Source organism: Bacillus sp. PPSBB_11 (genome assembly GCF_038023285.1).
Lineage (GTDB): Bacteria > Bacillota > Bacilli > Bacillales > Bacillaceae > Bacillus > Bacillus altitudinis.
Genome location: NZ_CP150633.1, coordinates 3,039,801 through 3,056,601 on the forward strand (window position 1 = coordinate 3,039,801; position 16,801 = coordinate 3,056,601).

Below are 16,801 nucleotides of genomic sequence, written 5' to 3' on the forward strand. Positions count from 1 at the left end.
GAAAAAGAAGAGCGTCCTTAAAGGGCGTTCTTTTTATATACAATAAAATTATTATGTAAACTAAAATATTTTAACTGGAATTATTTTCTTGTTGGTTCATATATCTTGATTTAACGTCGTGTTTTGAGAGAAGAGATTGTATGTCATTCTTTCTACCCAAATAGAGCAAAAAAGAGAATTTAGCCGTCTGAAATGTTCTCATACGACATATGATCATTTTGGGTACAGTCACATGAAGAATCAGGAGAAAACCCTCGGTGAGCGTCAAGCTGATGGCTGTTTACTATGCACATTTTTGAAACACGCTTGATTCTTTTCAACACTGTACAAAACACGTACGGAATGACAAGGAGGTGGTCATTTCTTGTTCAATGTTTCACGTTTTAAAAAAAGAAGGGGTGAGAAGTAGGTACATGTCAGATTACAACTATGTAGAGGTGCTTCAAAAATCCATTTTGTTTTACGAAGCCCAGCGTTCCGGAAAGCTTCCTGAAAGCAATCGTCTTAACTGGCGAGGGGATTCTGGACTAGAGGATGGGAAAGATGTTGGTCATGATTTAACAGGCGGCTGGTACGATGCTGGTGATCATGTGAAGTTCGGGCTTCCGATGGCTTACTCGGCAGCCGTGCTTGCATGGACAGTCTATGAGTACCGAGAAGCTTACGAAGAAGCAGAGCTGCTTGATGATATGTTAGATCAAATCAAGTGGGCAACCGATTATTTTTTGAAAGCCCATACAGGTCCAAATGAATTTTGGGCACAAGTAGGCGATGGGAACGCGGATCATGGCTGGTGGGGTCCAGCAGAAGTGATGCCGATGAACCGGCCAGCATTTAAAATTGATGAACATTGTCCAGGAACAGAAGTAGCCGCCCAAACGGCAGCCGCTTTAGCAGCAGGTTCAATTATTTTTAAAGAAACAGACGCGCCTTATGCAGCAAAGCTTCTCACCCATGCAAAGCAGCTTTATGCATTTGCTGACCAATATCGCGGTGAGTATACAGATTGTGTCACCAATGCTCAGCCATTTTATAATTCCTGGAGCGGCTATATTGATGAGCTCATTTGGGGTGGAATATGGCTGTACTTGGCGACAAATGACCAGACCTATTTAAACAAAGCACTAAAAGCAGTAGAAGAATGGCCGAAGGATTGGGATTATACGTTTACGATGTCGTGGGACAATACCTTTTTTGCTTCGCAAATTTTACTTGCGAGAATCACAAAGGAGAAAAGGTTTATCGAATCGACGGAGCGTAATCTCGATTACTGGTCGACGGGTTTTGTTCAAAATGGAAAAGTAGAAAGAATCACTTATACGCCTGGCGGACTAGCGTGGTTAGATCAATGGGGTTCACTTCGTTATACAGCAAATGCTGCATTTTTAGCGTTTGTGTACGCAGATTGGGTCTCTGATCAAGAAAAAAAGAATCGATACCAAACGTTTGCGATCAGGCAAACACACTATATGTTAGGGGATAATCCGCAAAATAGAAGCTATGTCGTTGGGTTTGGCAAAAATCCGCCGATGCATCCACACCATCGAACTGCACATGGCTCATGGTCTAATCAGCTGACAACTCCTTCTTCTCATCGGCACACGCTTTATGGAGCGCTTGTTGGGGGGCCTAATGCACAGGATCAGTATACCGATGACATCTCTGACTATGTATCAAACGAGGTAGCAACAGACTATAATGCCGCCTTTACTGGAAATGTAGCCAAAATGGTGCAGTTGTTTGGTCAGGGGCAGTCAAAGCTGCCGAATTTTCCGCCTAAAGAAAAAGTGGAAGATGAGTTTTTTGTAGAGGCAGCTGTCATGAGTAACGATACAACATCTACTCAGATCAAAGCCATTCTATACAATCGATCAGGCTGGCCGGCAAGAAGTAGTCAATCACTTTCTTTTAGATATTATGTCAATCTAAGTGAGATATTTGCGAAGGGATTCACTGATAAAGATATTCAAGTGACAGCTGTTTACAATGAAGGCGCTTCCTTAACTCCGTTAACGGTGTATGACGCATCATCCCATATCTATTTTACAGAAATCGATTTTACTGGCGTAGCTATTTTTCCAGGAGGTGAATCGCTTCATAAGAAGGAAATACAGTTCCGGTTATCTGCGCCAAATGGTGCGAATATATGGGATGCCTCAAATGATTATTCCTTTCAAGGATTAACATCCAATATGCAGAAAACAGCGAGAATTCCTGTTTTTGATCAAGGTATTTTAGAATTTGGTACGCTTCCGAATAAATAAATATAAAGGGTGAGGACATGACAAATAAAGAACGGTTTTTAACGCTTTATCATCAAATGAAAAACGATGCGAATGGATATTTTTCAAAAGAAGGCATTCCGTATCATTCCGTTGAGACACTCATTTGTGAGGCACCTGATTACGGGCATATGACCACTTCAGAAGCTTACAGCTATTGGTTATGGCTTGAAGCATTGTATGGTCACTACACAGGCGATTGGAGCAAACTAGAAGCGGCTTGGGATAATATGGAGAAGTTTATCATTCCAGTAAACGAAGATGGACATGACGAACAGCCGCATATGAGTTCTTACAATCCATCTAGCCCAGCCACATACGCTTCAGAAAAACCATATCCAGATCAATATCCGAGCCAGTTGACGGGTGCTCGCCCTGCTGGTCAAGATCCGATTGATGGTGAACTGAAGTCAACTTACGGAACGAATGAAACGTATTTAATGCACTGGCTTCTTGATGTAGACAACTGGTATGAATATGGGAATTTGCTCAATCCATCACATACAGCCGCATATGTAAACACATTCCAGCGGGGTCCGCAAGAATCCGTATGGGAGGCCATCCCTCATCCATCACAAGATGATAAAACGGCCGGAAAGCCCAATGAAGGTTTCATGAGCTTGTTCACAAAAGAAAATCAAGCGCCAGCCGCCCAGTGGCGCTACACAAATGCGACGGATGCTGATGCACGTGCGATACAGGCAATGTATTGGGCAAAGGAACTTGGCTATAATGGGTCAGCCTATCTTGATAAAGCGAAAAAGATGGGTGATTTCCTTCGTTACGGAATGTACGATAAATATTTTCAAACAATTGGAAGCGGCAAACAAGGTAATCCGTATCCTGGAAATGGAAAAAGTGCATGTCATCACTTAATGGCATGGTACACCTCTTGGGGCGGGGGACTTGGAGAATATGCGAATTGGTCATGGCGTATCGGAGCGAGCCATTGTCATCAAGGGTATCAAAACCCAGTCGCTGCCTACGCTTTATCCTCAGATAAGGGAGGCTTAAAGCCATCGTCACCGACTGGTGCAAGTGATTGGGAAAAGACGTTAAAGAGACAGCTTGAATTTTACGTCTGGCTTCAATCAAAAGAGGGAGCGATTGCAGGAGGTGCTACCAACAGCTGGAATGGAGACTATAGCGCTTATCCAGCAGGAAGAAGCACATTTTATGATATGGCTTATGAAGATGCGCCTGTTTACCATGATCCTCCGTCCAATAACTGGTTTGGAATGCAAGCATGGCCGATTGAGCGTGTAGCAGAGCTTTATTATATCTTTGCAAAAGATGGCGACAAAACATCTGAAAATTTCCAAATGGCCAAATCTGTCATCACAAAATGGGTCAACTATTCACTAGATTATATTTTTATTGGCACTCGTCCTGTGTCGGATCAAGATGGGTATTTTTTAGATGGTCAGGGTCAAAGGATTCTAGGGGGGACAAATGTTGCTGTTGCTACGACGAGTGCACCTGGAGAGTTTTGGATTCCTGGGAATATAGAATGGAGCGGTCAGCCTGACACTTGGAGCGGATTCCAATCTGCAACAGGTAATCCAAATTTAACGGCAGTTACAAAAGATCCTACTCAAGATACTGGTGTACTGGGCAGTCTCATCAAAGCACTCACATTCTTTGCTGCTGCAACACAGAAAGAGACAGGAAACTACACAGCACTTGGCATAAGAGCAAAAGAGACAGCGGCACAGCTCCTTGAGGTTGCTTGGAATTACAATGATGGTGTAGGGATTGTGACAGAGGAAGACAGAGAAGACTACCACCGTTTCTTTAAAAAAGAAGTGTACTTCCCAAATGGCTGGAACGGAACATTTGGTCAAGGAAATCAGATCCCTGGTTCCAGCACCATTCCTTCTGACCCGCAGCGAGGAGGTAACGGAGTGTATACGAGCTTTGCAGATCTTCGTCCGAAAATCAAGCAAGACCCAGCTTGGTCAGCACTGGAGAGTAAATATCAAGCATCTTTTAATGAAGCAACAGGCAAATGGGAAAACGGAGCGCCAAGTTTCACCTATCACCGTTTCTGGTCGCAAGTTGATATGGCTACGGCTTATGCAGAATACCATCGTCTCATAAACGAATAGAACGTAGTACAGCTGCCGGCTTTTTTAGTCGGCGGTCTTCTCATAAGATAAATGAAGTGAAAGCAAAGGTGATGTCATTATGGTTAAAAAGAAAGAATTTATGAATCATTCATCGAATGGCGGATCACAGGAACAAGAAGATCAAAGCTGGAGAAAAGAAGCAAATGATCGAATCTTACAACATAGACAAAGAGAGCTTGTCATAAATGTCATCGATAAAGAAAAAAAGCCCTTAGCCGGAATAGAGGTTGAAATAAAACAAATCAGACATGAATTTGCATTTGGTTCAGCAATGAATGACCAAGTACTATTCAATCAAACGTATGCTGATTTTTTTGTCCAACATTTTAATTGGGCTGTGTTTGAAAATGAGGCAAAATGGTATGCAAATGAGCCTGAACGAGGGAAAATAACCTACGAAAAAGCAGATGCCATGCTGAATTTTGCCAATAGACACCAAATTCCAGTGAGGGGGCACGCCTTATTTTGGGAAGTAGAGGATGCCAATCCAAACTGGCTGAAATCATTACCGAATCATGAAGTATATGAAGCCATGAAAAGGCGGCTTGAGCATGCAGGCAATCATTTCAAAGGGAAATTCCGTCATTGGGATGTAAACAACGAAATGATGCATGGTTCATTTTTTAAAGACCGGTTTGGGAAACAGATTTGGAAATGGATGTATGAAGAAACGAAAAAAATTGATCCTCAAGCCTTGCTGTTTGTCAATGATTATAATGTAATCTCATACGGCGAACATCACGCATATAAAGCACATATCAATGAACTTCGTCAGTTGGGGGCACCAGTTGAGGCCATTGGAGTTCAAGGTCACTTTGAAGATCGAGTGGATCCAGTTGTTGTAAAACAAAGACTAGATGTGCTTGCTGAGCTTGGTCTACCGATATGGGTGACAGAGTATGACTCTGTTCATCCGGATGCCAATAGACGAGCGGATAACTTAGAAGCTTTATATCGGGTTGCCTTTAGTCATCCAGCCGTAAAAGGTGTGCTGATGTGGGGATTTTGGGCGGGTGCTCATTGGAGAGGTGAGCACGCAGCCATCGTGAATCATGATTGGTCGTTAAATGAAGCAGGCAGGCGTTATGAAAAGCTTCTACAGGAGTGGACGACACAAAGAGTGGAAAAAACAGATGCGAATGGCCAAGTGACATGTCCAGCGTTTCACGGGACGTATGAGATTCGAATTGGTGAAGAAAGTAAAATGTTGCAGCAGCAGACGATTGAACTTGATTCAACTAAACAAACACCGCTTCAACTAGATATCATCGTACCAGTAGAATAAGAGATTGTGAGGAGAATGAAATGAAAAAATGGGTTCAACAGGTGGCTTGTTTTATGCTGCTGATCACTTTATGGGCGGGTTGGTTCACTCTGACCGTAAAGGCCTCCTCCTATGTGCAAACATCTGGTACACATTTTGTATTGAACAACCACCCATTTTACTTTGCTGGCACAAATAATTATTATTTCCATTACAAATCAAAAAAGATGGTAGATGCTGTTTTTGACGATATGAAGGCAATGGATTTAAAGGTTATTCGTATTTGGGGATTTCACGATGGTACCCCTCAAGAAAACTCAGTCTTACAATCTCGTCCAGGTGTTTATGAAGAATCCGGTTTTCAAAAACTAGACTATGCGATTTATAAAGCAGGGCAGGAAGGAATCAAGCTGGTCATCCCACTCGTGAACAATTGGGATGACTTTGGCGGGATGAATCAATATGTGAAGTGGTTTCAGGCAGGGTCACATGATCACTTTTATACAGATCCTCGGATTAAAACAGCTTACAAAAACTATGTGCGCTATGTATTAGAGAGAACCAATACGTACTCAGGTGTTCAATATAAAGATGATCCTGCTATTATGACATGGGAGCTCGCCAATGAGCCGCGCGCTCAGTCAGACCCTTCGGGAGATATACTAGTAAACTGGGCAGATGAAATGAGTGCATGGATCAAATCAATCGACTCGAATCATCTTGTTGCTGTAGGAGACGAAGGGTTCTTTCGCATGACAGGTCATGATGATTGGTTTTACAGTGGAGGAGAAGGTGTTGATTGGGATCGTTTGACTGCTCTCCCTCATATTGATTATGGAACCTATCATTTATACCCAGATCACTGGAATCAGTCTGCTGCATGGGGAGTGAAATGGATCAAAGATCATATCACCCGAGGAAACGCAATCGGAAAACCTGTTGTATTAGAAGAGTTTGGCTATCAAAATCAAGCAGCCCGTCCTGATGTATATGATAGCTGGCTGAAGACAATTGAACAGCTCGGAGGCGCAGGTAGCCAATTTTGGATTTTAACAAGCATTCAAGACGATGATTCCCTCTACCCGGATTATGATGGTTTTCGAGTTTTAAAGGAGAGCCGGGAGGCAGGAATTATTCGTGAACACGCCAAAAGAATGAATGAAAAGAACTGATGAAGAATGCCTGTTTATAAGGAACTTCATTTGCATAAAAAAATTGGATATGGTATAGTTTTTATGGAAATGCTAACGATTACCGAGACAAGAGTGGGGAAACCCGCTCTTTTGTATTGAACAGGCAATTTTTGTCTCGACATTATTCATCCGTTTTCTGCTCCCCCTGCTCACAATAAAGCAGGGTTTTTATGCAGAATGATTGATAAGAGCGTTTATCGAAAGCACAAGGAGGAAGAGAATGAGCAAAAAAGTAGTGGATATCGTAAGCGACATGGTGCAGCCAATTTTAGATGGCTTACAGCTTGAACTCGTTGATGTTGAATTTGTCAAAGAGGGTCAAAACTGGTTCCTTCGCGTATTTATTGACTCTGATAAAGGCGTCGATATCGAGGAGTGTGCCAAAGTGAGCGAAGCCTTGAGCGAAAAGCTTGATGAGGCAGATCCAATTAGCCAAAACTACTTTCTTGAAGTGTCCTCTCCTGGAGCGGAGCGCCCATTAAAGAAAAAAGCTGATTTTGAAAAAGCACTTGGAAAAAATGTTTTCATGAAAACATACGAACCAATTGATGGTGAAAAGGCATTTGAAGGTGAGCTTACAAGCTTTGATGGTGAGATTGCAACAGTGACAGTGAAGATCAAGACAAGAAAGAAAGAGATCAATATTCCATACGAAAAAATTGCTAACGCAAGATTAGCAGTTTCGTTCAATTAACCTTTTCATTGATATAAGGGGGAACCATAAAAATGAGTAGTGAGTTGTTAGATGCCCTGACTGTTCTTGAGAAAGAGAAGGGCATTAGTAAAGAAATTATTATTGAAGCGATAGAAGCTGCACTCATTTCTGCATACAAGCGTAATTTTAATCAAGCACAAAATGTGCGTGTTGATTTAAACCGTGAAACGGGAACGATTCGCGTATTCGCAAGAAAAGATGTTGTAGATGAAGTGTATGATTCTCGCCTTGAAATCTCTGTAGATGATGCAGCAAATATCAACCCGAATTACATGGTTGGTGACGTGGTTGAAATTGAAGTCACACCAAAAGATTTCGGACGCATTGCAGCTCAGACAGCGAAACAAGTCGTGACGCAGCGAGTGAGAGAAGCAGAGCGAGGTGTGATTTACACTGAGTTTATCGATCGTGAGGAAGACATCATGACGGGAATCGTTCAGCGAATTGACAGTAAATTCATTTACGTGTCACTTGGCAAAATCGAAGCCCTTCTTCCGGTCAACGAACAAATGCCAAATGAGGACTACAAACCACATGACCGCATTAAAGTGTTCATTACGAAAGTAGAAAAAACAACAAAAGGACCACAAATTTATGTATCAAGAACACACCCAGGTCTTTTAAAGCGTTTATTTGAAATCGAAGTGCCAGAAATTTATGATGGTACTGTAGAGCTTAAATCTGTCGCTAGAGAAGCAGGGGACCGTTCTAAAATATCTGTTCGTACAGATGATCCTGATGTTGATCCAGTTGGTTCTTGTGTTGGACCTAAAGGTCAGCGTGTACAAGCAATTGTCAATGAGCTGAAAGGCGAAAAAATTGACATTGTTCATTGGTCGAATGACCCGGTTGAATTTGTTGCCAATGCGTTAAGTCCATCAAAAGTTCTTGATGTCATTGTAAATGAAGAAGATAAGGCGACAACTGTCATTGTCCCTGATTATCAGCTGTCATTAGCCATTGGTAAAAGAGGTCAAAATGCGCGTCTTGCAGCGAAATTAACGAGCTGGAAGATTGACATTAAAAGCGAAACAGATGCAAGAGAACTCGGTATTTTCCCAAGAACTGAAGACTCTGAATCTCTTTTCTTAGAGGCTGAACCAGTAGCTGAGGAATCTGACGAATAAGAGGTGATATAAAAGGTGAAAAGCCGAAAAAAAATCCCGCTTAGAAAATGCGTCGTGACGGGAGAAATGAAACCAAAGAAAGAACTGATTCGCGTTGTTCGTTCAAAAGAAGGTGAAGTGTCTGTTGACGCAACCGGAAAAATGAACGGGCGCGGCGCTTACCTTTCTCTCGATAAAGAAACCATTCTTGCGGCGAAGAACAAACGTAGTTTACAGCAGCAATTTCAGACACAGATTGACGAACACATTTTTGAAGAATTACTAGAACTAGCTGAAAAGGTGAAAAAACCTAATGACTGAATCTGAATGGTATCCTTTGCTTGGTCTAGCAAATCGAGCTCGTAAAGTCGTGTCAGGAGAAGATCTGGTGATCAAAGAAATTAGACATGCGCGTGCTAAGCTGGTTCTTCTTGCAGCAGATGCCTCATCCAACACAGAGAAAAAGGTATCTGACAAATGCAAATTTTACAATGTTCCGGTTAGAAAAGTTGAAGACCGTTCCGTTCTCGGACGTTCTATAGGGAAGGAAGCTCGCGTAGTTGTCGCTGTCACTGACCAAGGCTTCGCTAAGAAGCTCATAAGCTTGCTCGATTAATTTATTTGGGGGTGAACGAATGGCTAAAGTGAGAGTATATGAATACGCAAAAGCCATAGATGTTTCAAGTAAAGATATTATAGCAGCGCTTAAGGATATGAACGTGGAAGTGAACAACCACATGGCGACGCTTGAAGACGACACTGTGAAAAAGCTAGACGCTATCTATAAAAAAGCCAAAGCAAAAGAGACAGCTAACGAGAAACCCGCAGAACAAAAAAAACAATCATCTAACAAAAACAATGATAGAAAGAAGAATGACGTGCAGAATAATCAATTTAATAAAAACAAAAAAAACAACAACCAAAACAAAAACAAAAATAAACGCGGCGGCAACAACAAGGCGCAGCATCAGCAAGCAAGACCTGTGAAGCCGAAAAAAGAGCTTCCTGAAAAAATTGAATTTACAAATTCAATGACAGTCGGCCAGCTTGCTGACGAGCTTGGCAAAGAAACTGCTGAAATCATCAAAAAACTGATGATGCTTGGTGTCATGGCTACGATCAACCAAGAGCTCGATAAAGATACAGTCGAATTAATTGCTTCTGAATATGGTGTTCCAGTAGAAGAAGTCATCATTTTAGAAGAAACTGAACTTGAAAAGTATGAAGTTGAAGATAAAGAAGAAGATATGCAAGTACGCCCTCCAGTCGTAACGATCATGGGACACGTTGACCACGGGAAAACAACGCTTCTTGACAGCATTCGTAAAACGAAAGTTGTTGAAGGCGAAGCGGGTGGAATTACGCAGCATATTGGTGCATACCAAATTGAAGAAAACGGTAAGAAAATCACGTTCCTTGATACACCAGGACACGCAGCTTTCACTACGATGCGAGCACGCGGTGCTGAAGTAACAGATACGACGATCTTGGTCGTTGCAGCAGATGATGGTGTCATGCCGCAAACGATTGAAGCGATCAACCACGCAAAAGCGGCAGAGGTGCCAATCATTGTGGCTGTCAATAAAATTGACAAACCAACAGCGAACCCTGACCGCGTGATGCAGGAATTAACTGAGCATGGTCTTGTACCTGAGGCTTGGGGCGGCGAAACCATTTTCGTTCCTTTATCTGCAAAAACAGGCGAAGGCATTGACGAATTGATCGAAATGATCCTTCTTGTCAGCGAAGTAGCAGAACTAAAAGCCAACCCAAATCGTGCGGCAAAAGGAACTGTGATCGAGGCTGAGCTTGATAAAGGAAGAGGTTCTGTTGCAACCCTTCTCGTTCAAACTGGTACACTTCAAGTAGGTGACCCAATCGTTGTCGGAAATACATTTGGCCGTGTACGTGCAATGGTCAATGACATCGGACGCCGCGTGAAAACAGCAGGACCATCTACACCTGTTGAAATCACTGGTTTAAATGATGTACCGCATGCAGGGGATCAGTTCCTCGTATTCAAAGATGAAAAAACAGCTCGTCAAGTCGGTGAGGCGCGTGCATCTAAACAACTTGATGAACAGCGTTCAGACAAAGCGAAATTATCTCTCGATGACCTATTTGAGCAAATCAAACAAGGTGATGTGAAAGATATCAACTTAATCGTAAAAGCAGACGTACAAGGTTCTGCTGAAGCACTGACGGCAGCTCTTCAAAAAATTGAAGTAGAAGGCGTAAAAGTGAAAATTATCCATACGGGTGTTGGAGCGATTACAGAATCTGATATCATTTTAGCAAGTGCTTCTAATGCGATTGTGATCGGATTTAACGTACGTCCTGATGGCAATGCGAAGAGCACAGCTGAAACAGAAAACGTAGATATCCGCTTACACCGCATCATCTACAAAGTCATCGATGAAATTGAAGCTGCGATGAAAGGGATGCTTGACCCTGAATATGAAGAAAAAGTCATCGGTCAAGTTGAAGTTCGTCAAACGTTTAAAGTATCAAAAATCGGTACAATTGCTGGTGGCTATGTCACTGAAGGTACCATTACTAGAGACAGTGGTATCCGCTTAATTCGTGATGGCGTCGTCATCTTTGAAGGTGAAGTCGACGTATTAAAACGATTCAAAGACGATGTGAAAGAAGTTTCACAAGGCTATGAATGTGGTATTACCATTAAGAAATACAATGATATCCGTGAAGGTGATGTCATGGAATCATTCGTTATGCAAGAAATCGAAAGAAAATGATCGGTTATACCGAGTGTGAGTGTATGATCTATGATGCATCCTCACTGAAGGAAAAACGTGCGGTTCTGCAGCGTATCATGACAAGAACGCGCCATAAATTCAATGTGACCATTGCTGAAATGGACTATCAGGATACATGGCAGCGTACTTCGATCGGAATCGCCGTCATTTCCTCCTCCCGGGTTCAAGTGGAAAAGGAACTTCAGCGTGTGTTAAGCTTTATTGATTCTTTTCCGGAAATTGAACGAACGATCACGAAAACTGAGTGGTTTTAATTAGAGGTGATAAGATCATGAGTATGAGAGCAACCCGTGTGGGTGAGCAAATGAAAAAAGAATTAGGCGACATCCTTGGCAGAAAGCTAAAAGATCCAAGAATCGGCTTTTTGACTGTAACGGATGTTGAAGTATCCGGTGATTTGCAAATTGCTAAAGTCTATATTTCTGTTCTTGGCGACGAGAAGAAAAGAGAGGAAACCTTAAAAGGCCTTGCAAAGGCGAAAGGGTATATCCGCTCTGAAATTGGCAATCGAATCAGACTTCGCAAAACACCAGAGCTTCACTTTGAATTCGATGAGTCTGTAGACTACGGTAACCGAATTGAAAGCCTGATTGCTGAACTAAACACAAAAGATCACGAATAAGACGTTGAAATAAGGATAGGCGATGATCGTCTGTCCTTTTTCATCGTTTATGAAAGGAGAGAACGCAGGTGCAAAACGGTGTTCTTTTATTACATAAAGAAAGAGGCATGACCTCTCACGACTGTGTGTTTAAAGTGAGAAAGATTTTACACACAAAAAAAGTGGGACATACAGGGACACTCGATCCAGAGGTTTCAGGTGTTCTGCCTATTTGTATTGGACGAGCGACAAAAATTGTGGAGTACTTAACAGATAAATCGAAAACGTATGATGCGGAAATCACCATTGGATTTTCTACAACGACAGAAGACCAAACAGGTGAAGTAGTAGAAGAAAAAAAGGTGCCGGTACCGATGTCAGAAGATGACATTGATGCTGCGTTGAAACAATTTGAAGGAACCATTGAACAGATCCCTCCGATGTTTTCTGCTGTGAAAATTGGCGGAAAAAAGCTCTATGAATATGCGAGGCAAGGCATTGAAATTGAACGTCCAAGCCGTGAAATTACCATTCATCGCATCGAGCGGACAACACCTGTCACATTTGAAAATGGTAAAGTATCATTTAGATTCACCGTACTGTGTTCAAAAGGCACATATGTGAGAACGTTAGCCGTCGATATCGGAAAAAAACTTGGGTTTCCAGCCCACATGTCTCACCTCATTCGCATAGGATCTGGTGACTTTACGTTAGATGAATGTATCACTCTTGATGAGTTGCGGGAGATCAGCGAGAAAGGAACGGTTGAGGAACATCTTGTGCCGATCGAGCGTGCGCTCAATCATTTGCCGAAATGGGAGATAAATGATACATTAGCAAGTAAAGTGGAAAACGGTGCAGTCCTACCTATGCCTGATGAATTTGCTCATTTTGCAGAGGAAGATCGTGTCGCTGTCTTTGCTCCTTCAGGCCGTTGTATGGCGATTTATATGAAGCACCCGACCAAACAGAACCTGATGAAGCCGGCGAAGATTTTATCACAGGACAAGCAATCTTAAAGAAAAGGTGACCATCTCGTGAAGACTATACATATTTCACACCCACATACATTGAATCAAAAGGATCAAGTCCCGTCTGTGATGGCTTTAGGGTATTTTGACGGTGTTCACCTCGGACACCAAAAAGTGATTGATGCAGCGAAAAACATTGCGGAAAAAGAGGGTTTAGCTCTAGCTGTCATGACTTTTCATCCGCATCCATCACATGTTCTGCAAAAAGCACGTGAACCAAAAGACTTAATCACACCGCTTGAGGATAAGATTGATTTTATCGAACAATTAGGTGCTGACTACTTATACATTGTGCAATTCAGCGAAAGCTTTGCAGCACTGTCTCCTCAAGACTTTGTCGATCAATATTTGGACGAACTGAATGTGAAGCATGCAGTCGCTGGTTTCGATTTTACATTCGGCCGGTTTGGCGCAGGCACAATGGAAACGTTTGACGAATACGGGAAAGGGCGGATTGCTGCGACCATTGTACCTAAGCTTTCCAACCAAGACCGGAAAGTCAGCTCGACCCTGATACGTTCCGCATTGAAAAATGGAGACGTTGAATATGTGAGTGAGCTTTTAGGCAAACCGTATCAGCTGCGAGGCATTGTGATTCATGGAGATAAACGAGGACGCACGATTGGCTTTCCAACCGCCAATGTTGGTTTATCTGCTGAATACATCATCCCGCCAACAGGCGTATATGCAGTGAGAGCGGAAGTGAAAGGCAAGGTGTATGACGGTGTTTGTAACGTTGGCTACAAACCAACATTTTATGAAAAACGTCCTGATCAGCCTGCGATTGAAGTGAACCTTTTTGATTTTAACGAAGAAATTTATGGTGAACCGATTAAATTACAGTGGTACAAACGGATTCGCAGTGAACAAAAATTTAACGGTATCCAAGAATTAACGGCTCAAATTAGTCAAGATAAAGAAGAAGCGATTCAGTTTTTTCAAAATCATCTTCATTAAACAAAAAAATCGCAGAAAAACCGCTCTATCATTTGCAAAATCGGCATATTTTTAGTATGATAATTCCTGTAGCTTTAAAACCACTTACTTGGCAGGCCGACTTCACCGACGGTTGCGAGGTAGATGGGGCTAACATGATTTGGAGGTGAAACAGGATGGCTATTACTCAAGAGCGTAAAACTCAATTAATTAATGAGTTCAAAACACACGAATCTGATACTGGATCTCCAGAAGTTCAGATCGCTGTCCTAACAGAATCAATTAACAACTTGAACGAGCATTTACGTACTCATAAGAAAGATCACCACTCACGTCGCGGTCTTTTGAAAATGGTAGGTAGACGTCGTAATCTTCTTACGTATCTACGTAATAAAGACGTAACTCGTTACCGTGAGTTAATTAACAAACTAGGCTTACGTCGATAATCGTAAAAAGCGGGAGGATTCCCGCTTTTTTATCGTATAATCACTAATATTTTATGGTTAAAATGTTGAAAGAATGGCAAAAACCCTTCTACATACAGCTTTCACATTGATATGTGAAAATCATTTTGTTCATAATAAGAAATAACCTAAAAACTTTACGACGAGAGAGGAGTTTATCTCAGAATGGGACAAGAGAAACAAGTCTTCACCATAGACTGGGCTGGACGTCAACTGACAGTTGAAACTGGCCAGCTTGCAAAGCAAGCAAACGGAGCGGTTCTCGTACGCTACGGAGATACGGCTGTGCTTAGCTCAGCAACAGCTTCTAAAGAACCAAAACCACTTGATTTTTTCCCGCTCACTGTAAACTACGAAGAAAGATTATATGCAGTTGGTAAAATTCCTGGTGGTTTCATTAAAAGAGAAGGCCGCCCAAGTGAAAAAGCAATCCTTGCGAGCCGCTTAATTGACAGACCGATCCGTCCACTATTTGCAGACGGATTTAGAAATGAAGTACAAGTCATTAGTATTGTCATGAGTGTGGATCAAGATTGTTCATCTGAAATGGCTGCAATGTTTGGCTCATCTTTAGCTTTATGTGTGTCTGACATTCCATTTGAGGGACCAATCGCTGGCGTGACAGTAGGACGAGTAGATGGAAAACTCATCATCAACCCAAATGTTGAGCAGCTTGAACAAAGCGATATCAACCTTGTTGTAGCTGGAACAAAAGATGCAATCAACATGGTAGAGGCTGGTGCTGATGAGGTACCAGAAGAAACAATGCTTGAAGCCATCATGTACGGACATCAAGAGATCAAACGCTTAATCGAATTCCAAGAAGAAATTGTGAAAGCTGTCGGTAAAGAAAAAATCGATATTCCTTTATATGAAGTCGATCAAGCATTAGCAGAGGAAGTAAAACAACTTGCTGAAGCGGATCTACTGAAAGCGATTCAAGTACATGAGAAGCATGCTCGTGAAGATGCCATCAGTGCTGTGAAAAAAGCTGTCGTTCAAAAATTTGAAGAAGAAGAGCGTGACGAAGCAACGATTAAACAAGCGAAGGATGTCTTAAATAAGCTTGTGAAAAACGAAGTTCGCCGCCTTATTACTGAAGAGAAAGTACGTCCAGATGGACGCGGCGTCGATCAAATCCGTCCACTTTCTTCAGAAGTAGGACTTCTACCAAGAACGCACGGTTCAGGATTGTTTACAAGAGGCCAAACACAGGCACTCAGTATTTGTACATTAGGTGCACTTGGTGATGTACAGATTCTTGATGGTCTTGGTGTTGAAGAGTCTAAGCGATTCATGCACCATTATAACTTCCCGCAATTCAGTGTTGGTGAGACCGGCCCAATGCGTGGTCCAGGCCGTCGTGAGATTGGACATGGTGCGCTAGGCGAACGTGCATTAGAGCCAGTCATTCCATCTGAAAAAGATTTCCCTTATACGGTTCGCCTTGTATCTGAGGTGTTAGAATCAAACGGTTCTACTTCACAAGCAAGTATTTGTGCGAGCACACTTGCGATGATGGATGCAGGTGTTCCAATTAAAGCACCAGTTGCAGGGATTGCAATGGGACTTGTTAAATCTGGTGAATACTACACAGTGCTGACAGACATTCAAGGAATGGAAGATGCACTTGGAGATATGGACTTTAAAGTAGCAGGTACATCTAAAGGTGTAACAGCGCTTCAAATGGACATTAAAATCGATGGTCTATCAAAAGACATTTTAGAAGAAGCACTTCAACAAGCGAAAAAAGGAAGAATGGAAATTTTAGATAGCATGCTGTCAACGATTCCAGCTTCTAGAGGAGAATTGTCACGTTATGCACCAAAAATCTTAACGATGACAATCAATCCAGATAAAATTCGCGATGTCATTGGACCAAGCGGTAAACAAATCAATAAAATCATTGAAGATACCGGTGTGAAAATTGATATTGAACAAGACGGTACAATCTTTATCTCTTCTACTGAAGAAGACATGAACCAAAAAGCGAAGAAAATCATTGAAGATCTTGTCAGAGAAGTTGAAGTTGGCCAACTTTACTTAGGTAAAGTGAAACGAATTGAAAAATTCGGTGCCTTCCTTGAAATCTTCAGCGGCAAAGATGGACTTGTTCATATTTCTGAGCTTGCACTTGAACGTGTTGGCAAAGTAGAAGATGTCGTGAAGATTGGTGACGAACTACTCGTCAAAGTCACTGAGATCGATAAACAAGGCCGTGTAAACCTTTCTCGTAAAGCTGTTTTACGTGAAGAAAAGGAAAAAGAAGAAAAGCAGTCTTAATGAGAACAAATAAAATGTGT

General features: G+C 42.0%; 15 protein-coding genes. All 15 read left to right on the forward strand.

What is annotated here, in order from left to right; all coding sequences use genetic code 11:
• Positions 1–371: 371 nt before the first annotated feature.
• The 15 genes from V7L95_RS14910 to pnp all read left to right on the forward strand — a co-directional run bounded on the left by V7L95_RS14910 (position 372) and on the right by pnp (position 16,781).
• Positions 372–2,264 carry a glycoside hydrolase family 9 protein gene (locus V7L95_RS14910; protein ID WP_017359075.1) on the forward strand — a complete coding sequence of 631 codons (1,893 nt, stop codon included), beginning with the start codon at positions 372–374 and terminating at the stop codon, positions 2,262–2,264.
• A gap of 17 nt (positions 2,265–2,281) precedes the next feature.
• On the forward strand, positions 2,282–4,390 hold the full coding sequence (locus V7L95_RS14915; protein WP_017359074.1) for a glycoside hydrolase family 48 protein: 2,109 nt from the start codon (positions 2,282–2,284) through the stop codon (positions 4,388–4,390).
• A 79-nt stretch (positions 4,391–4,469) separates the two neighbouring features.
• On the forward strand, positions 4,470–5,696 hold the full coding sequence (locus V7L95_RS14920; RefSeq protein WP_046526657.1) for an endo-1,4-beta-xylanase: 1,227 nt from the start codon (positions 4,470–4,472) through the stop codon (positions 5,694–5,696).
• Positions 5,697–5,716: 20 nt separating this feature from the next.
• Complete coding sequence (locus V7L95_RS14925) at positions 5,717–6,847, forward strand: cellulase family glycosylhydrolase (RefSeq protein ID WP_019744171.1); 1,131 nt, start codon at positions 5,717–5,719, stop codon at positions 6,845–6,847.
• A gap of 241 nt (positions 6,848–7,088) precedes the next feature.
• Positions 7,089–7,562: a ribosome maturation factor RimP gene (gene rimP, locus V7L95_RS14930; protein ID WP_008344744.1), complete on the forward strand. Its 474-nt coding sequence runs from the start codon at positions 7,089–7,091 to the stop codon at positions 7,560–7,562.
• 32 nt (positions 7,563–7,594) lie between these two features.
• Positions 7,595–8,710 (forward strand): transcription termination factor NusA, encoded by a 1,116-nt coding sequence (nusA, locus tag V7L95_RS14935; protein WP_007499530.1) that lies wholly within the window; start codon positions 7,595–7,597, stop codon positions 8,708–8,710.
• Between the two features lie 15 nt (positions 8,711–8,725).
• Positions 8,726–9,010 (forward strand): YlxR family protein, encoded by a 285-nt coding sequence (locus V7L95_RS14940; protein WP_008344742.1) that lies wholly within the window; start codon positions 8,726–8,728, stop codon positions 9,008–9,010.
• Positions 9,003–9,305, forward strand: a complete 303-nt coding sequence (locus V7L95_RS14945) for a YlxQ family RNA-binding protein (RefSeq protein ID WP_007499528.1) — start codon at positions 9,003–9,005, stop codon at positions 9,303–9,305. Before V7L95_RS14940 ends, V7L95_RS14945 begins: the two co-directional genes overlap by 8 nt.
• Positions 9,306–9,324: 19 nt before the next feature.
• Complete coding sequence (gene infB, locus V7L95_RS14950) at positions 9,325–11,445, forward strand: translation initiation factor IF-2 (protein ID WP_007499526.1); 2,121 nt, start codon at positions 9,325–9,327, stop codon at positions 11,443–11,445.
• Positions 11,442–11,720 carry a DUF503 domain-containing protein gene (locus V7L95_RS14955; protein ID WP_017359071.1) on the forward strand — a complete coding sequence of 93 codons (279 nt, stop codon included), beginning with the start codon at positions 11,442–11,444 and terminating at the stop codon, positions 11,718–11,720. Before infB ends, V7L95_RS14955 begins: the two co-directional genes overlap by 4 nt.
• Before the next feature lie 17 nt (positions 11,721–11,737).
• Complete coding sequence (gene rbfA, locus V7L95_RS14960) at positions 11,738–12,088, forward strand: 30S ribosome-binding factor RbfA (protein ID WP_007499525.1); 351 nt, start codon at positions 11,738–11,740, stop codon at positions 12,086–12,088.
• 68 nt (positions 12,089–12,156) lie between these two features.
• A complete protein-coding gene (gene truB, locus V7L95_RS14965; RefSeq protein WP_008344736.1) occupies positions 12,157–13,086 on the forward strand; it encodes a tRNA pseudouridine(55) synthase TruB in 930 nt (309 codons plus the stop codon).
• Between the two features lie 18 nt (positions 13,087–13,104).
• Complete coding sequence (gene ribF, locus V7L95_RS14970) at positions 13,105–14,055, forward strand: bifunctional riboflavin kinase/FAD synthetase (RefSeq protein ID WP_025207344.1); 951 nt, start codon at positions 13,105–13,107, stop codon at positions 14,053–14,055.
• 155 nt (positions 14,056–14,210) lie between these two features.
• Positions 14,211–14,480, forward strand: coding sequence for a 30S ribosomal protein S15 (gene rpsO / locus V7L95_RS14975; protein ID WP_008354438.1), 270 nt, complete (start codon positions 14,211–14,213; stop codon positions 14,478–14,480).
• Positions 14,481–14,663: 183 nt separating this feature from the next.
• Positions 14,664–16,781: a polyribonucleotide nucleotidyltransferase gene (gene pnp, locus V7L95_RS14980; RefSeq protein WP_007499522.1), complete on the forward strand. Its 2,118-nt coding sequence runs from the start codon at positions 14,664–14,666 to the stop codon at positions 16,779–16,781.
• Positions 16,782–16,801 lie beyond the last annotated feature (20 nt).